Raw genomic sequence first — 17,261 nt, 5'->3', positions numbered from 1 at the left:
GGGTTGGGGTGAGGGGCGATCTCCGCGGATACAGTGACAGATGAGATTGCGGAGGCTCCCCCTCACCCGGAATGCATCTAACGATGCATTCCGACCTCTCCCCGCACGCGGGGCGAGGTGAACCGGAGTCTGCGGCTCGGTTCGAAGCGAGGACATCTCAATCCTAAAACTTGTAAACCGCGCGGGCGTTGCTGTTGAAGATCTTGCGCCGCTCGGCCTCGGTTAGCGGTGTCTTGAAGGCGTAGCGCGCGTCGTCATAGTCCCAGTGCGGATAGTCCGACGAGAACAACAGCCGGTCGATGCCGACCCATTCGATCAGCTGCCGCAGGTGCTTGGCTTCATCCGGCTCGTCGATCGGCTGGGTCGTGAACCAGAAATGCTGCTTCACATATTCGCTCGGTCGGCGCTTCAGATGCGGCACCTCGCTGCGGAAGCGTTCGAAGTGCTGATCCATCCGCCACATCGTCGCGGGGATCCAGCCGAAGCCGCCCTCGATGAACACGATCTTCAGCTTCGGGAAGCGCTCGGGAACACCTTCCAGCACCAGGCTGGTGAGATTCGACGCCACCGTGTGCGCGTTCGACTGATGCTCCTCGCAGTAGTAGGACGGCCAGCCGCCGCCGGTCGGCGCATGCCCGCCATAGCCGCCGACATGGATGCCGAGCGGCAGATCGAGCTCTTGCGCGCGTTCATAGATCGGCCAGTAGCGGCGGCGGCCGAGCGGCTCGTTGGCACGCGGCGAGACGTTGATCTGGATGTATTCGCCTGATTTGGCGCAGCGCTCGATCTCGGCGAGGCCGAGGTCGGAGCCGTCCTGCCCGACCAGGATCGAGGCCTTCAGGCGCGGATCGCGATGCGCCCAGAAGGCCAGTTGCCAGTCGTTGATGGCGCGCTGAATCGCGGCGCCGAATTCCAGGTTCTGCTGCGAGAAGATGAAGAGGTCGAGCACCTGCAGGATGCCAAACTCGACGTCGAAGGGATCGAGATGCTGCTTGCGCATGAAATCGAGATCGGAGCCGGGCACGCCACCGGTCGGCGGCCAGGCATCGCGCCGCGCGATCAGCGGCGAGGAACGCGGATACGGCGTGGTGCCGATATAGGGCGTGCGCAGATGGCTGCCGTATTCCTTCAGATGCTGTTGCCAGCGCTTCGGCAGGAACTCGTTGAGGTCGCTGTGCGCGTGAATGCTCGGATGGATGTCGCAATCGATGATTCTGAGCCGCGACGCGGCGGTCTTCTCCTGGTCGAGCATCGGGCGGTCGATGACGTCACTCATGCGATCCTCCATTTTGTTTGCGCATAATCTTGTCGGAAAACCAGTTTCCGCTTTTTTGGATCATGCGCTACGAATTCAACTTGAGACGCGGAAAGGTTTCGAGCGGGTTGTCAGCACACATCCGCTCGACAAGAATTTTCGGCAGATGCGGCGGGATCGGATCGTCGCCGTCGAACTGCCAATGCGGATAGTCGGACGCGAACAGGAACATCTTGTCGGAGCCGATCTGGTCGATGATGTCGGCGACACTTGTTGCATCCAGCGGCGCATCGAACGGCTGCATGGTGACACGGAAATGGTCGCGGATGATCGCGGCCGGCTCGCGCTCCACCCACGGCACCTCGACGCGCACGCCGCGCCAAGTCTTGTTGGCGCGCCACATGAAGGCCGGCAGCCAGCTGACGCCCGACTCCATCAGCACGACGGTCAATCCGGGATACTTCCCGAACACGCCCTCATAGATCAGGCTCAACGTCTGCGCCTGGAACGCCTGCGCCTCGGCGAGATAATATTCGTAGCGATAGGACGGCCAGCCGATCGAGCTCGGCGCGCCGCGGTAGGCACTGCCGGCGTGGATCGCGACCGGCAGCTTGTGCTTCTCCGCGGCCTGATAGATCGGCCAGTAATGCCGCCGGCCGAGCAGCGTCTCGCCTTGCGAGGGCACCAGCACCGAGACGAAGCGATTGTCGCCGGCCCTGCGCTCGATCTCCTCGACCGCAAGGTCGGGCGCCTGGATCGGCACCACGATCGAGGCGCGCAGCCGCGTGTCCCTGGCAAGCCACTCGGCCGCGATCCAGTCGTTGATCGCCCTGCAGAAGTCCGCCGCCATGTAGGAATCGAACACCGCCTGCGCGCCATAGACGACATTGCAGATGGCGTGGCTGGCGCCGAGCTGGTCGAACGCGCCGCGCTGCACCATGGCAAGATCGCTGCCGGGCTTGCTGCCGTCGGCCGGCCGCCAGTCCGCACGACCGGACAGCGGCATCGACGGCGGATAGGAATTGAGGTCGAGCCCGTCGATGGCGCGGCTGACCACCTGTTCCTTCCAGTGATCGCTGAGATAGGGCAGCAGCGTGGTGCGCGTTCCCCCCACCGCGGGATGGATGTCGCAGTCGATGCGCGTGGCCGCCATGGCGTTCCCCGGATTGATCTTCTTGTCGTCGTTGTTGGCGGCATCGCTGCCACGGATCGGACTGTGACGCCGATGGCGCGATCGTGCAAGCGGGTCCACGCGGGGCCGCCCTGCCCTGTGCGCATCCGCGCCTCACGCGAAGTTGCGGGATCGCGTGTGAATGGCATCACCCCTTGAGGTCACGAGACATGGTAGCGATTCCGCGCCGCGGAAAGCGCAGATACAGGAGACGGGAATGAGACTGGGCCGACTGACGATCCTCGCATGTTCATTGTCACTGGCCTCGTCAGCCGCATGGGCCGCGCCTACGACCACCTCGGGCTCGGTCGCGCTGGCGCTCGCCGGCGTCGTGGCGCCCTATTCGCCGTTGCCGGCCAAGGAGAAGAAGGCGGTCGCCGCGTTCTTCGGTGGCGACAGCAATGTTCCCATCACCGGGAAGATCGTCGTCACCGCCGACAAGGTGGTCTGCCGCGCCAGCAATGTCGACATCACCTCGCGTTCGTGCGAACTGAGCTTCGGCAGCAGGACCCACACCGTGAAGGGCAGCGAGGCCAATGCGATGTTCGCGACCGTGGCGCTGGCCGGCGTGCCGCCCGACGGCGCCGCGGGCACGATCTACGAGGCGCTGTCGAAACTGTCCTGCACGCTCGATCCAACAGTGATCAAGGACAAGGCCGGCGGCGGCGCCGACTGCAGCTTCGAGCCGGGAAACTAGTCCACGCTCAGACTGCCTGCACGACGACGCCCAGCCTCGCAGCCACGCGGCGCGCGGTCGCCTCCCGCTGCGCCGTGATCGCGCGCACGGCTTGCCGGGCCTGTTGAAGGATGGCGGGCGGCGCCGTCTCCGGCGTGCCGCTGTCGAACGGCGGCTCCGGTGCATAGGCCATGTAGAGCTGGATCGACCGCGCGGCATCGTCGCCACGCAATTCAGCGGCCAGCCGCAACGCTCCGTCGATGCCTGAGGTCACGCCGGCGGCAAAGATGTAGCTGCCATCGATCACCACGCGCTCATTGACGGGAACAGCGCCGAAGAACGGCAACAGATGCAGCGAGGCCCAATGCGTCGTCGCCCTGCGTCCCTTCAACAGGCCGGCCGCTCCGCACAGCAGGGCGCCGGTACAGACCGAGAAGATGCGGCATCCGCCCGCCGCCTGCCGGCTGATCCAGCCGAGCACCTCCGCATCTTCCATCAGGGCTTCCTGACCGAACCCGCCGGGCACATGCAACACATCGAGCGGCGGCGCATCGGCCAACGTGGCATCTGGCGTCAGTTGCAATCCCTTGAGGTCCCGCACCGGCGCCATGGTCCTGGCATAGATGCGGCAGGTCGAATTCGGAATCCGCGACAGCACCTCGAACGGCCCGGTCAAATCGATTTGATCGACGCCTTCGAACAGCAGCGAGCCGATCCGCAGATGAACATCGTGAGCAATCATCGAACTTCCCTCGAACTTTCCTTGCGCTATGGACAAAGCGAATCTAGCGCGGCAGGTTTCGGCGATGACGCCAACCAGCCCACGTTTTTCGCCAAACCGCCGCTCGATCGAAGTGCTGGCCTATCCGGCCGTGCAGTTGCTCGACGTCACCGGGCCATTGCAGGTGTTCGCGTCCGCCAATGCGTTGGCGGCCAAGGCTGGCAACGCCGAGCCATATGAAGTCCGCGTCGTTGCGAAGGATGGCCCGAACGTCGAGTCATCCGCCGGCGTCGGGCTCGCGGTGCATCCGCTGCCCGCCATCGACACCGCGGTTGACACGCTGGTGATTCCGGGCGGCGACGGCGTCAGCGCCGCGGCGGCCGATGCCATCCTGGTGAACTGGGTGCGCGAACGCGCCGGACAAGCGCGCCGCACCGCATCGGTCTGCACCGGCGCGTTCCTGCTCGCCGCATCCGGCGCCCTCGATGGCCGCCGGGCCGTGACACATTGGCAATTTTGCGCAGAGCTCGCCGGGCGCTTTCCCGATGTCCGCGTCGAGCCCGATCCGATCTTCGTGCGCGACGGTTCGTTCTGGACGTCGGCCGGCGTCACCTCCGGCATCGATCTGGCGCTGGCGCTGGTGGAGGAGGATCTCGGCCGCACGGCGGCGCTTGCCGTCGCCCGCTATCTCGTGGTGTTTTTCAAGCGGCCGGGCGGACAGGCGCAATTCAGCGAAATCCTGTCGCTGCAAGCAACCGACGACCGGTTCAGCGCGCTGCACGACTGGATCAGCAACCATCTGGCCGGCGACCTCTCGCTGTCGACGCTGGCGAAACAGGCCGGCATGAGCGAGCGCAGCTTCAGCCGCCATTACGCTGAAGCGACCGGCCTGACGCCGGCGCGCGCGATCGAGCGGCTCCGGGTCGAGGGCGCGCGGCATCTGCTCTCGGAAACGCGCCTGCCGATCAAGCGCATCTCGCAGCGCTGCGGCTTCGGGTCCGAGGAGACGATGCGCCGCAGCTTCCTGCGCTTGCTGTCGACCACACCGCAGGACTACCGCGCCAGATTTGCGGTCTAGGACATGAAGCTATTTGCGGTCGGCACGCAGTGAAAGACGCTGAAGCGCGATCGCCTCAGCCGTTCCAGGCATATTCCTGCAACGCCGCCTCCAGCGGCGGATTGGTGACGCTGCCGGTGTAGTTGGTGATGGTCGACGCCGCCACGATGGTGATCACCTCGAGCACGAGGTCCTTGTAGAACCCGGCCGCCAGGAATCGTTCGATCTCCTCTTCGTCGAGCCGGCCGCGCTTCTCGATCAGCGACCGCGCCAGCGTCGAGAGCGCGCCGAGTGTCTTGTCGGCAGGCGAGCGGCCGGCACGCATCGCATCGACATCGGCCGGATCGAGGCCAGCCTGCAAGCCGAGCGCGGAATGCAGCGCGACCGCCCAGGTGCAGCGATTGGTCACGGCATCGGTAAGCAGCACGGTCTGGATCTGCTGCTCGGTGAAGCTGCCGCCGTGAACCTTGTCGAAGATGCCGATGAAGCTCTGGATCAGCACGGGTGAGGTCGCCATCGTCGCCGCAAGGTTCGGGATCATGCCAAACCGCGCCTCGACGTCACGCAAAGCAGGCCTTGAGGCTTCGGGGGCAGACTCGAGCGTATGGACAGGAAAACGTGCCATCGGAAATGCCTTTCGCGGTGTTGATTGAACCCGAAGCCTCCGGTCGCAACCAGGCTGTTGCGATCGACGCGCCGGCATCAGGATTCGATGGGAGCTATCTAGCCGCGCCCTGACGCGCGCGTTCGCCAAACTTCCCACATTCCGCGCCACCGGCGGCAGCGGCGACGTTCAGCTTCGTCGCGCAGGCTCCACTAACCGCCGGCGCGGTCCTTTACCCGCCGCGAGACGATCCCGAGCAGGCGGCCGAGCGTGCCGCCGGCGGGGCCCTTCTTGCGCGCCAGCGCGAGCGGCGCGACGAGGCCCGTGGCGCGGTCGAGGCGGAGATAGGACACGCCGGCGGTCTCGAGCCGCGCCATCGATTCCGGCACGATCGAAATGCCGAGCCCCGCTGCGACGAGGCTGAGCGTCGACACCATCCGCGTCGCCTCCTGCGCCACCTTCGGGCTGAAGCCCGCGGCGCGACAGGCCGCGATGATGCTGTCATAGAGGCCGGGCCCGGTCGGACGGCGACAGAGGATCAGCGGCTCGTCGGCGAGCGAGGCCAGCGATATCCGCCGCCGGGTGTCCTTGCGGGCGCGCGGATGATGGTCCGGCAATGCGACCACCATCTCCTCGTCGAGCAGATGCGTGATCGTGAGGTTCTCCAGCCGCTCGCTTGGCGCGCGCACGAATGCGGCATCGAGGCGATCGGCCTCGACAGCTGCGATCAGCTCTCCGGTCGAGGCCTCCTCGAGCGACAGCGTGATCGCCGGCGCGCGTTCGCGCATTTCGCGCATCACGCCGGTGACGAAGGGATGGAAAGCGGCCGAAGAGGTGAAGCCGATGGCCAGTTGGCCTTCCTGGCCGCGGCTCGCGCGGCGCGCGGCCTCCACCGCGAGGTCGGCGTCGCGCAGGATCGCGCGCGCCTTGCCGACGAAGGCACGGCCGGCGGCGGTCAGCTCGACCCCGCGCGGCTGCCGGCGAAACAGCGGCGCGCCGATCGCGGCTTCCAGCGCGCGGATCTGCTGGCTCAGCGGCGGCTGCTGGATGCCGAGCCGCGCGGCGGCGCGGGTGATATGGCCTTCCTCGGCGACCGCGACGGCATAGCGGAGATGGCGCAGTTCGATCATCAGGCAATCCATATCGAAAAGATATGCAAATTCCCTTATCCATATATTGGATATTTGGCACGCGGCCAACTAGAGTCGTCGCAAAGAACAAATCGAACCGGAGCCGCCCCGCCGATGGACGCCATCCCCGCCGCGCAAACCACCAAGCATGTCGCGCCTGATGTCGGCGAGTTGTTCACGGGCTTCTTCATCCTCGGACTGACCGGCTTCGGCGGCGTGCTGCCGCTGGCGCGCCACATGATGGTGGAGAAGCGCGGCTGGCTCACCGGCGCGGAGTTCACCGACCTGCTCGGGCTGTGCCAGTTCCTGCCCGGCGGCAACATCATCAACATGTCGGTCGCGGTCGGGCTGAAGTTTCGCGGCATTCCCGGCGCGTTTGCGGCGATCCTCGGCCTGATCGCGGTGCCGACCGCGGTCGTGATCGGCCTTGGCGTGATCTATGGCCGCTTCGCCGACGACCCGGTCGTCCGTCATCTGTTCGGCGGTCTCGCTGCCGCCGCAGCCGGGCTCCTGATTTCCACCGCGATCAAGATCGCCTGGCCGCTGCGGCGCGATGTGCTCGGCCTGTTCATCGGCGCGCTCTGCGTGCTGGCGATCGCGGTGTTTCGCTTGCCGCTGCTGCCGACGCTGCTGACGCTGGCGCCGCTCAGCATTGTCCTCAGGTCGAGGCAGGCGTCATGAGCGCAACCCTCGTCACGCTCGCGCTGATCTTCGCCGAGCTCTCGCTGCTCGCCTTCGGCGGCGGCAACACCATCCTGCCGGAGATGCAGCGTCAGGTGGTCGACGTCCATCACTGGATGACGGCGCAGGAATTCGGCGCGCTGTTCGCGCTGGCGCAGGCAGCACCCGGGCCGAACATGATGGTTGTGCCGCTGGTCGGCTGGCATGTCGCGGGCTTCTCCGGCGTGCTGGTGACGTCGCTCGCCAAGTTCGGGCCGTCGTCGCTGGTGACAGGCTTCGCGCTTCGGCTCTGGGAACGCTTCAAGGACCGGCCCTGGCGCCGCACCGTGCAGGCCGGGCTGGTTCCGGTCACCGCCGGCCTCGTCACTGCCAGCGCCATCGTCATCACCCACGCATCGGCCTCGAGCTGGGGCACGATCCTGATCGCGGCAATGGTCGCGATCGCCACCACCACGACGCGCATCCATCCGCTTGTCGCGCTTGCCGCCGGCGCGGTGCTCGGCCTGTCCGGCATCGGACAGCCCTGACGCCCGGCCTGTTTGCGGCGGTGGCGCATCGTTCCACGCGGCCCGCGTGCGCGCTTTCGCCGCAATGGATGCGACGTCGCCAGCGGCTATGTTGATGGTGCCATGATCGACACGCTCCGCATCGACACCCGTATTGCGCGCCGCGAATTGCGCGCCGGACGTTTGCACGCAGGCAATTAGCCGGCCGGCGATCGCACGCCGTCCGGATTCCTCGACGCCATCAAATCATTTCAGTCCGTCGCGTCGCGAGATATTCGCGCGCCGGCGCTCGTGCGCCTCCGATCAACCACAAAGATCAACCGACATGACCCGAACCATTCAGAGCAGCTTTACCGCCCCGGCATTGCCGCCGATCGTGATCACCGCGAGCGAGGCGCATCGCCTCAGCGCGCTGGCCGATTCCAGCATGGCGGTGTTTCCCCGCGTCGCCCAGTTCCTCGCACGCGAGACGGACCGCGCCCGGCTCGTCGCCGACGATGCCGATTTGCATGACGTGGTCCGCATGGGCTCGCTTGTGCGCTACCGTGACGACGAGACCGGCGACGTCAGGGAGGTCGTGCTCGTCTACCCGCACGAAGCCGACATCGCGCTGCGGCGCATCTCGGTGCTGACGCCGGTCGGCGCCGCGCTGATCGGATTGTCGGTCGGCCAGACGATCGATTTCCAGACGCCGAGCCAGCAGACGCGTTCGGTGACGGTTTTGGCCGTGACGCATCAGGGCTAGCGGTCGCTTCGCGTTGGTGACTAACTTCTCGTAAGGGAGCCACTGGCGGAAGGGCTCCCTCCCCCCTTGCGGGGGTCCGAGGCGAGCGAAGCTCGCTCTCGAGGTTGGGGAGAGGGGTACCGCACGGCACGCTCTCTCCCATTCAGTCGAGCACACACGACACGTAGCCGAAATTGCGCGCTGACTTCATTTCGATCATCTCGCCCGGAGCCACCCCTCTCCCCACCCTCTCCCGCAAGGGGAGAGGGAGCCTGACCGGCGTGCTCACCTCACATGCGCTATCGGAGTGCTGAGCGTGTAGCTCACGCCGCCTGATGACACTGCCCCATCTCGAGCCCGTGCCGGCGCCCGCGCGCGATGCCCTCGGCGATCGCCTTCACGACGATCTCGGCGTCGTCGGGCGAAAGATGGTCGAGCGGCTGCCAGGCGCGCATGATATCGCGTGCGCGATCGAGGTCGCCGTAGATTGCAAGGAGAGGAAGCGATTTGCTCGGCATGTCCGTTGCTCCCAACCGTAGCTGGGCGAGTCTATCTCATCTGGACAGGTCGAGCCATGCGTCCGGCAACCGCGATTGCGCACATTGCAGATCGCCGATGCATGGCGAGGGCACGCATGCCCTCGCCAGCCCCATTCCGTCACTCCGCGCCGGAGCCGCCCTGCACGATCTTCTCGTTCAGCTTCTGATCGACGGTCTCGACCGTGCGGTCGATCTCGGTGCTCGGCGTGCCGAGCTGGTGCGAAATCAGCTTCACCAGCAGGTCGACGCGTTCGATGAACGGCGCGCCGGCGGCAACCGCGCGGGCCGCCGATGACGGCTTGAGCAGGCTTTCCGCGGCCTTGGCGTATTTCGCGAACGGCACCTGATCCGCGGGGTCGGCGCCGAGCTTGCGCGCAATGCCGTCGACGTGATCATAGATCGCCTGCGAGCGCTTGAGGTCGCCGTGCACGGCGTCGCGGATCGATTGCGGCTCCGTCGGCGTGATGCAGCGATAATTGCCGGTCAGCAGCATCGACCACTTCGCCAGCGGCACGAACAGTGAATCGAACACCTTCAGCTTCACCGGAACGTCCTGGCCGTCGAGCGTCACCGCGTCGATGTCGGCTTCGAGCTCGCGCAGCACCTTGTTGTGCTTGTCGTCGGCGAAGGCGGAGGCCTTGAAGTTGGTCGGCAGGCCGACATGCAGCACGTTGGCCTTCTCCTCCGGCGGACGGAAGGCCTGCGGATCGGGCGAGCACAGCGTGACGAGGCCCGGCTCGAAGCGCTCCCACACCTGCGCGTTGGTGTAGGCCTCCTCGAGGTCCATGCCGGCGAGTGCGGGGATCCGCTTCAGATACGGCAGCGGCGGCATGTTCATGATCGACAGGCAGGGCAGCTTCGCCGCCGCGATCTTGATCATCAGCACGCGAACCGTGTGGTTGGTGTATTGCGGCTCCTGCATCGCAAGGCCGACCATGTCGTAGCGCGACACGTCGACATCGGCCGGCGTGACGGCATCGAGCTTGCCCGGCAGATCGCGCGAGAAGATCGAGCGGTGCTCCTTCTCGTCGCGCAGCTTGATCCGCACCTCGGTGCCTTCGCGGTTGATCAGGTCGGCGGTGTTCTTGCGGCACACCAGGGACACGTTGTGACCCGCCATCAGCAGCTTGGTCCCCAGCAGGGAGCCGTAAGAAGCTCCCAAAATCAGAATGTTGCGCGCCATGCTCTCTCCAACAGCCCTCCTCACGAAAGGCTTGCTCTCCAAAATCCTGTCCGAAGCTGCTGCCGAACCGATGCCCGGTCGATATTGGCCGTCCCGCATCCACGGGCCGACGGTCGCCACATCACCAGACAATCAAGACCCGCTGGTGTATGGTATGCCACCGTCTATCGCAGATCGACAAGCGGCTGCCAAGGGGATTATCTCGCGGGCGGATTTTCGTTCCGCGATCAGGAAGGGCATTCGAGCTTGCAAGTCGCCGCCGACCCGACGGATCGGGCTGAAGAAATCCTCGTCTCAGCTTCCCGGCTGTTTGCCCGTCACTCCTATGCCAACGTGACGATGGAGCAGGTCGCAGCATCGGTGCAGGCCGTGCCGGGCGCGCTGTACCACTATTTCCGCGACAAGGAAGATCTCATCTTCCACTGCTATCTGCGCGGCCTTGCAATCTATCGCCACGAGATCGAGGCGGCCGCCGAGCCCGGCATTGACGGGCTCGAGATCATCAGGCGCTTCGTGCGCGGCAGGCTGAGGCCCGAAGGCCAGCGCATGATCCTGTTCAGCGATATCGATGCGCTGGCCGCGCCCTACAGCAGCGAGGTCCATGCCAAGCGCTGGCAGAATGCCGCGCTGCTGGCCGACATTCTGGATCGGGGCGTGGCGGACGGCTCGATCGCCTGCGACGAGCCGCTGCTCACGGCGGTGGCGCTGATCTCCATCCTGGATTGGGTGCCGTTCTGGCTATCCGAACGCGACTACTACACGCGGCAACAGGCGATCGATGCCATCGACGACATCATCACGCACGGAGTCTACCGGCGCGAGATCGCGCTTCCCAAAATGCCCGAGGCGCTCAGCCTCGCCCCGTTCCTCGAGGCTCGCACAGCGCTGAACAAGCGGGCCGCAAAGTTCGACCGGATGCTGTCGATTGCCTCCGACAGTTTCAATCGCAGGGGCGCGTCGGGCACGTCGCTCGAGAGCATCGCCGTGGATGCGGGCATGACCCGCGCCGGCATCTACTATCACTTCAGCGAAAAGGAGAGCCTGCTGCTGGCCTGCCTGCGACGCGGGCTCGCCGGCGAAGTCAGCATTCGCGAGCATCTGCAAGAGCACAGCCTTGGGGCATTCGATCACATCGTGCAGCGAATCCGCCTGCTGTTGATGCTGCACGACACGCCCTGCGGCCCGAAGGCGACCTACCACAACATCAACTATCTCAACGACGCAGACCGGAAAGCCTATGTCGGAGACGTGCTTGCGACGATCCGGCAAGACCAGAACAGCTATCAGCGCTGGATCGACGAGGGCCGTTTCCGCCGCATTGATACCTATTTCGCAGAGCGCATTCTCACCGGAATGGGTCACTGGTATCCGATCTGGTTCAAGACCCGGCGTGACTGGTCTCCAGCCGAGATCGCCGATCATTTCGCGCGGCTCTTCCTTGCGGGCCTCAAGCCGCGCCGACATCCGGGCTAGATCCGCCACGGTAGCGATCCAGTTTTCTCCTTCCCCCTGAAAGAGGGAAGGTCGGGATGGGGGTCAGCGGCAGGCTATGATGTATGCGGAGAGAGCCGATCCCCACCCGCTTCGCTCTGACGAGCGAAGCGACCTCCCCTTTTCAAGGGGAGGTTTTGAGGCACGCCCGGACGACGTCAGTTCCAAAGGTGAACCGGCGCGAGAGCGACCGCTTCATCCAAAAGTTTACCTGCAATTCAAAACAGCGCCCGATTCCGACGATATATAGCCTATAACATCATGATACCTTCCGCTAAAACTTGACGCAGTATTCAAAGCGAAAGTTGCGAAGGCTCGGCGATTGAGGTTATGAGACGGCCTCGATCGCTAAAGATCAAGAAACACGAGCAAGGGAGAACGCAGGATGCATAGGCTGATCGTTGCCGCCGCGGCAGCGCTGACGGTGTTGGGAGGCGCGGCGTCCGCGCAGGAATCCATCAAGATCGGCTATATCGATCCGCTCTCCGGCGGCGGCGCCAGTGTTGGCGAAGGCGGCCTGAAGACGTTTCAGTATCTCGCCGACGAGTTGAACGCCAAGGGCGGCATCCTCGGCCACAAGGTCGAGATCGTCCCGCTCGACAACAAGACCAATCCGCAGGAAAGCCTGGTGCAGGCGCAGAAGGCGGTCGACGCCGGCGTCCACTACATCACCCAGGGCAACGGCTCGTCGGTCGGCGCGGCGCTGGAAGACTTCGTCACCAAGCACAATTCGCGCAACCCCGGCAAGGAAGTGCTCTACTTCAACTACGCCGCGGTCGATCCGGCGATGACCAACGAGAAGTGCAGCTACTGGCATTTCCGCTGGGATGCGAACTCGGACATCAAGATGGAAGCGCTGACCAACTACATGAAGGGCCAGCCGTCCATCAAGAAGGTCTATCTGATCAACATGGACTATTCGTTCGGCCAGTCGGTGCGATCAACGGCGCGCAAGATGCTGGGCGAAAAGCGGCCGGATATCCAGGTCGTCGGCGACGAACTGCATCCGATGCTCAAGGTCACCGACTTCTCGCCCTACATCGCCAAGATCAAGGCGTCTGGCGCCGACACCGTCGTGACCGGCAACTGGGGCCAGGACTTCGCGCTGCTGCTGAAGGCAGCGGCCGACGCCGGCCTCAAGGTCAACTGGTACACCTATTATGCCGGCGGCGCCGGCGGACCGACCGCGATCAAGCAGGCCGGCCTCGAAGGCCAGGTCTTCCAGATCAGCGAAGGCGTCCCGAACTCCGGCAACAAGGCGGCGATGGATTTCGAGAAGGACTTCCGCGCCAAGACCGGCATTTCCGTCTGGTATCCGCGCGCGGTCAACGAGATGCGGATGTTCAAGGCGGCCGCCGAGAAGGCCAATTCGATCGATCCGGTGAAGGTCGCGGCCGCGCTCGAAGGCATGAAGTTCGAAGTGTTCGACGGCGGCGAGGGCTTCATCCGCAAGGACGACCACCAGTTCTTCCAGCCGATCTACATCTCCTCGTTCGGCTCGCTGGCCGACAAGACCAAGGAGCCGTTCGACGAGGAAAACACCGGCTGGGGCTGGCGCATCGTGTCCAAGATCGACACCGCGCAGACGATGCTTCCGACCACCTGCAACATGAAGCGGCCCTGATCGGCCGTCTCAGTCATTCCGGGGCGATGCGCAAGCATCGAACCCGGAATCTCGAGATTCCGGGTCTGGTGCTTGCGCACCATCCCGGAATGACAAGCAGTTCATTTCAGCGACAGGTCTTTGAACACGTGAACCGTTCCAGTCTCAAGCGAGTGCGCCGTGGCTGAGCTGATCGTCATCTCGACGCTCAACGGCGTCCTGTTCGGCATGCTGCTGTTCCTGTTGTCCAGCGGGCTCACCGTCATCTTCAGCATGATGGGCGTGCTGAACTTCGCGCATGCCAGCTTCTACATGCTCGGCGCGTTTTTCGGCTTTCAGCTCACCCGCTGGATCGGATTCTGGCCGGCCCTGGTGCTGGCGCCGCTGCTGGTCGGCGCGGTCGGCATGGCGGTCGAGCGCTACGGCCTGCGCAACACCCACAAGCACGGCCATGTCGCCGAACTGCTGCTGACCTTCGGACTTGCGTTCGCGATCGAAGAGATCGTCTCGATGATCTGGGGCAAGAGCCCGGTCGACTACCGCGTCCCGGCGGCGCTCGACTTCCCCGCCTTCACCGTGTTCTCGACCAATTACCCGGCCTACAAGATCTTCATGCTTGTCGTGTCGGTCGTGATCTTCATCGCGCTCCTGGTGACGCTGAAGAAGACGCGCGTCGGCCTGATCGTGCAGGCCGCGCTGACCCATCCGAGCATGGTCGGCCATCTCGGCCACAATGTCGGCCGCGTATTCATGCTGGTGTTCGGCGTCGGCAGCGCGCTCGCGGGTCTCGCCGGCGTCATTGCCGGCCCCTCGCTGGTGACGCAGTCCGACATGGCCGCGCTGCTCGGCCCGATCCTGTTCGTCGTCATCGTGTTCGGCGGCCTCGGCTCGCTGCCCGGCGCCTTCATCGCTTCGCTCCTGATCGGCTTGATCCAGACCTTCGCGGTCGCGCTGAACGGGTCGCTCGCCAGCGTATTCGGCCCGCTCGATCCGGGCCTCGGTCCCTCGCCGCTCACCGACATCTGGAACGTCACGATCGCGCAGATCGCGCCGATCCTGCCTTATGTGCTGCTGGTGCTGGTCCTGATCTTCCGCCCCATGGGCTTGCTGGGGACGCGCGAGTCATGACCAACGCTTCCACGCCCTCCATCGCTGCGGCCAAGCAGGAGCCCGGCAGCGCCCTGAGCTTCTATGCCGTCTGGCTGCTCGCCGCGGTCGCGCTGGTCGCGCTGCCGCTGGTTTTCGGCGCCGGCGGCTCGCTGACCTCGTTCTGCCTGATCGGCATCGCGATCATCTTCGCGCTGTCCTACAACATCCTGCTCGGCCAGACCGGGCTGCTGTCGTTCGGCCATGCGGTGCAGTACGGCCTCGGCGGCTTCCTCGCCGTTCACGCCATGAATGCCGTCGCCAGCCACAACTGGCCGATCCCTTTGCCGGTGATCCCGCTGATCGGCGGCATCGGCGGCATGGCGTTCGCGCTGATCGTCGGCTGGGTCATGACCAAGCGCGCCGGCACCGTGTTCGCGATGATCTCGCTCGGCATCGGCGAACTGGTCGCCTCGTCGTCGCTGATCCTGCGCAGCGTGTTCGGCGGCGAGTCCGGCATCACCACCGACCGTACCTCGCTGATGCCGATGTTCGGCTGGACCTTCGGGCCGCAGATCCAGGTCTATTACCTGATCGCGTTCTGGGTGATGGTGTCGGCGATCGCGATGTACGCGCTGACCCGCACGCCGCTCGGGCGGATCTGCAATGCGGTGCGCGACAATCCGGAGCGCGTCGAGTTCATCGGCTACGATCCGCATGTGGTGCGCTATCTCGCCTACATGTTCGCCGGCTTCTTTGCCGGCATCGCCGGCGGGCTGACCGCGATCAATTTCGAAATCGCCAACTCGGCCTATCTCGGCGCGACGCAGTCGGGCCTCGTGCTGTTCTCCGCGTTCATCGGCGGCACCGCCTATTTCTTCGGTCCGATCCTCGGCGCCATCCTGGTGACTTATCTGCAGCTTGGGCTAACCAGCGTCACCTCGGTCTGGCAGCTCTATTTCGGCATCATCTTCATCGGCATTGTGATGTTCGCGCCCGGCGGCATCGCCGGCATCCTGATGAAGCACCGTCCGCTGATCCGCGCCGGAACGCTTCGTTCCGTGATCCCGTCCTATCTGGTCGCGGCGATCCCGACGCTGGCGCTGGCGCTCGGTATCATCCTGACCATCGAGACCGTCGCACGCTTCTCCGGTGGCGACGCCATCAAGCTGCTCGGCATCCCGTTCGTCGCCACCGCGCCGACGACCTGGGTCGCTGCGGCAGTCCTGCTCGTCGGCGGCTTCCTGGTCGCGCGCATCACCTGGCGGCGCGTTGCGGAAGCCTGGGATCGCGCCGCGACGGTGGCCCGTGACCGGGGGTATCTCGCATGACCGCAGCCATCCAAGTCAACGCCGTCGAGAAGAGCTTCGGCAATGTCGCCATCATCCGCGACCTCAATCTGAGCGTCGCCAAGGGCGAGCGTCACGCCATCATCGGCCCCAACGGCGCCGGCAAGTCGACGACGTTCAACCTGATCAGCGGCCACATCAAGCCGACCTCGGGCGAGATCCGCCTCAACGGCGAGGTGACCTCGGGCTTGCGGCCGTTCGAGATCAACCGGCGCGGGCTGTCGCGCTCGTTCCAGGTCACCAACGTGTTCGCCCGCATGACGGTGTGGGAGAACGTCCGCTGCGCCGTGCTGTGGGCGACCGGCCACCGCTACGCGTTCTGGAAGAACGTCGACAATCTGCCCGAGGTGAAGCAACGCACCGCGCAGATCCTCGACGACATCCATCTCAGCCATCGCCGCGACGTGCCGGCGGGACTCTTGACCTATGCCGAGCAGCGCGAGCTCGAGATCGGCATCACGATCGCGGGCGGCGCCAGCGTCATCATGCTGGACGAGCCGACCGCGGGCATGAGCCACGCCGAGACCGAGCGGGCCGTCGCGCTGATCCGCCGCCTCACCGAAGGGCGCACGCTCGTCATCGTCGAGCACGACATGAGCGTGGTGTTCGGCCTCGCCGACCGCATCTCGGTCTTGGTCTACGGCCACATCATCGCCTCCGGCACGCCCGAGGAGATCCGCGGCAATCCGAAGGTCAAGGAAGCCTATCTCGGCGAGGAGGTCGACTGATGCTCGAGGTCAGGAATCTTCACGCCTATTACGGCAAAAGCCACATCCTGCAAGGCGTCGATCTCGACATCGCGGCCGGCGAGGTCGTCAGCCTGCTCGGGCGCAACGGCGTCGGCCGCTCCACCACCGTCAAGGCGATCATGGGCGAGGTGCCGCCGCAGGGCACCATCCGCTTCAAGGGCCAGGACATTGCGGGCCTGCCGAGCCACAAGATCGCCCGCCTCGGCCTCGGCTACGTGCCGGAGCATCGCGACATCTTCCCCGGACTGACGGTTCGCCAGAACCTGATCCTCGGCATCAAGGACCCGCGCCGCCCCGGCAAGTGGCGGCTGCAGGAGATGCTCGACATGTTCCCGAACCTCGCCGCGCGCGCCGACACGCCGGCGGGCGTGCTGTCGGGCGGCGAGAAGCAGATGCTGACCACCTGCCGCACGCTGCTCGGCGACCCCGAACTGATGATGATCGACGAGCCGACCGAAGGCCTGGCGCCGCTGATCGTGCAGCAGGTCGGCGAATTGATCGCGCGGATCGCCAAGGCCGGCGTCGCCATCCTCCTGGTCGAGCAGAAGCTGTCGATCGCGATGAAGATCTCGAACCGGGTCTACATCATGGGCCACGGCCGCGTCGTGTTCGAAGGCACACCCGACCAGCTCAAGAGCAATGCGGCCGTTCGCGAGGAATGGCTGGAGGTGTAGGTGGGCACCGGCCGCGCCAGAGGCCTCTTTCTCGACCAGAGCACTGCATCGGCCTACTGACC

Annotated in this window: 18 protein-coding genes; 11 read left to right on the top strand and 7 right to left on the bottom strand. The window is 65.2% G+C overall.

The genetic code is table 11. From position 1 onward, the window contains the following. Positions 1–163 precede the first annotated feature (163 nt). Positions 164–1,276, bottom strand: a complete 1,113-nt coding sequence (locus PMN64_RS35680) for an amidohydrolase family protein (RefSeq protein WP_411784094.1) — start codon at positions 1,274–1,276, stop codon at positions 164–166. 67 nt (positions 1,277–1,343) lie between these two features. After that, positions 1,344–2,408 carry an amidohydrolase family protein gene (locus tag PMN64_RS35675; RefSeq protein WP_411784096.1) on the bottom strand — a complete coding sequence of 355 codons (1,065 nt, stop codon included), beginning with the start codon at positions 2,406–2,408 and terminating at the stop codon, positions 1,344–1,346. 235 nt (positions 2,409–2,643) lie between these two features. On the opposite strand from PMN64_RS35675, the gene PMN64_RS35670 reads away from it, so the two are divergent. Continuing rightward, positions 2,644–3,123 (top strand): hypothetical protein, encoded by a 480-nt coding sequence (locus tag PMN64_RS35670; protein WP_411784093.1) that lies wholly within the window; start codon positions 2,644–2,646, stop codon positions 3,121–3,123. 7 nt (positions 3,124–3,130) lie between these two features. Here the strand turns inward: PMN64_RS35670 and PMN64_RS35665 are convergent, their stop codons facing one another. Next, positions 3,131–3,844 (bottom strand): DJ-1/PfpI family protein, encoded by a 714-nt coding sequence (locus PMN64_RS35665; RefSeq protein WP_411784092.1) that lies wholly within the window; start codon positions 3,842–3,844, stop codon positions 3,131–3,133. Positions 3,845–3,908: 64 nt separating this feature from the next. Between PMN64_RS35665 and PMN64_RS35660 the strand changes: the two genes are divergently transcribed. Continuing rightward, entirely contained in the window at positions 3,909–4,901 is a 993-nt protein-coding gene (locus tag PMN64_RS35660) for a GlxA family transcriptional regulator (protein WP_411784091.1), read from the top strand. 55 nt (positions 4,902–4,956) lie between these two features. Here PMN64_RS35660 and PMN64_RS35655 read toward each other — a convergent pair whose 3' ends face one another. Both PMN64_RS35655 and PMN64_RS35650 read right to left on the bottom strand, forming a co-directional pair. Beyond that, positions 4,957–5,505 carry a carboxymuconolactone decarboxylase family protein gene (locus PMN64_RS35655; protein ID WP_411784090.1) on the bottom strand — a complete coding sequence of 183 codons (549 nt, stop codon included), beginning with the start codon at positions 5,503–5,505 and terminating at the stop codon, positions 4,957–4,959. A gap of 191 nt (positions 5,506–5,696) precedes the next feature. Then, complete coding sequence (locus PMN64_RS35650; protein WP_411784089.1) at positions 5,697–6,614, bottom strand: LysR family transcriptional regulator; 918 nt, start codon at positions 6,612–6,614, stop codon at positions 5,697–5,699. 114 nt (positions 6,615–6,728) lie between these two features. On the opposite strand from PMN64_RS35650, the gene PMN64_RS35645 reads away from it, so the two are divergent. The 3 genes from PMN64_RS35645 (at position 6,729) to rnk (ending at position 8,546) form a co-directional block, all read left to right on the top strand. Further along, positions 6,729–7,295 carry a chromate transporter gene (locus PMN64_RS35645; protein ID WP_016847017.1) on the top strand — a complete coding sequence of 189 codons (567 nt, stop codon included), beginning with the start codon at positions 6,729–6,731 and terminating at the stop codon, positions 7,293–7,295. Next, complete coding sequence (locus tag PMN64_RS35640; RefSeq protein WP_038384313.1) at positions 7,292–7,822, top strand: chromate transporter; 531 nt, start codon at positions 7,292–7,294, stop codon at positions 7,820–7,822. The genes PMN64_RS35645 and PMN64_RS35640 overlap by 4 nt, the downstream gene beginning before the upstream one ends. A 304-nt stretch (positions 7,823–8,126) precedes the next feature. Then, the gene (gene rnk / locus PMN64_RS35635; RefSeq protein WP_411784088.1) at positions 8,127–8,546 is read left to right on the top strand and encodes a nucleoside diphosphate kinase regulator; all 420 of its coding nucleotides are present in this window, start codon (positions 8,127–8,129) and stop codon (positions 8,544–8,546) included. Between the two features lie 302 nt (positions 8,547–8,848). Here the strand turns inward: rnk and PMN64_RS35630 are convergent, their stop codons facing one another. Both PMN64_RS35630 and PMN64_RS35625 read right to left on the bottom strand, forming a co-directional pair. Next, entirely contained in the window at positions 8,849–9,043 is a 195-nt protein-coding gene (locus PMN64_RS35630; RefSeq protein WP_212055929.1) for a hypothetical protein, read from the bottom strand. A 139-nt stretch (positions 9,044–9,182) separates the two neighbouring features. Next, the gene (locus tag PMN64_RS35625) at positions 9,183–10,247 is read right to left on the bottom strand and encodes a ketopantoate reductase family protein (protein ID WP_411784087.1); all 1,065 of its coding nucleotides are present in this window, start codon (positions 10,245–10,247) and stop codon (positions 9,183–9,185) included. Positions 10,248–10,493: 246 nt separating this feature from the next. Between PMN64_RS35625 and PMN64_RS35620 the strand changes: the two genes are divergently transcribed. The 6 genes from PMN64_RS35620 to PMN64_RS35595 all read left to right on the top strand — a co-directional run bounded on the left by PMN64_RS35620 (position 10,494) and on the right by PMN64_RS35595 (position 17,199). Next, positions 10,494–11,720: a TetR/AcrR family transcriptional regulator gene (locus PMN64_RS35620; RefSeq protein ID WP_411784086.1), complete on the top strand. Its 1,227-nt coding sequence runs from the start codon at positions 10,494–10,496 to the stop codon at positions 11,718–11,720. Between the two features lie 403 nt (positions 11,721–12,123). Next, on the top strand, positions 12,124–13,362 hold the full coding sequence (locus PMN64_RS35615; RefSeq protein ID WP_050385200.1) for a branched-chain amino acid ABC transporter substrate-binding protein: 1,239 nt from the start codon (positions 12,124–12,126) through the stop codon (positions 13,360–13,362). Between the two features lie 159 nt (positions 13,363–13,521). Continuing rightward, on the top strand, positions 13,522–14,469 hold the full coding sequence (locus PMN64_RS35610; protein ID WP_411784085.1) for a branched-chain amino acid ABC transporter permease: 948 nt from the start codon (positions 13,522–13,524) through the stop codon (positions 14,467–14,469). Beyond that, positions 14,466–15,758, top strand: coding sequence for a branched-chain amino acid ABC transporter permease (locus PMN64_RS35605; RefSeq protein WP_411784084.1), 1,293 nt, complete (start codon positions 14,466–14,468; stop codon positions 15,756–15,758). The genes PMN64_RS35610 and PMN64_RS35605 overlap by 4 nt, the downstream gene beginning before the upstream one ends. Continuing rightward, positions 15,755–16,504, top strand: coding sequence for an ABC transporter ATP-binding protein (locus PMN64_RS35600; RefSeq protein WP_028332917.1), 750 nt, complete (start codon positions 15,755–15,757; stop codon positions 16,502–16,504). The genes PMN64_RS35605 and PMN64_RS35600 overlap by 4 nt, the downstream gene beginning before the upstream one ends. Beyond that, positions 16,504–17,199 (top strand): ABC transporter ATP-binding protein, encoded by a 696-nt coding sequence (locus PMN64_RS35595; protein ID WP_016847028.1) that lies wholly within the window; start codon positions 16,504–16,506, stop codon positions 17,197–17,199. The genes PMN64_RS35600 and PMN64_RS35595 overlap by 1 nt, the downstream gene beginning before the upstream one ends. Positions 17,200–17,261 lie beyond the last annotated feature (62 nt).

This window comes from Bradyrhizobium sp. UFLA01-814 (assembly GCF_046718885.1).
Lineage (GTDB): Bacteria > Pseudomonadota > Alphaproteobacteria > Rhizobiales > Xanthobacteraceae > Bradyrhizobium > Bradyrhizobium elkanii.
This window is presented reverse-complemented; position numbering and strand designations above follow the sequence as displayed.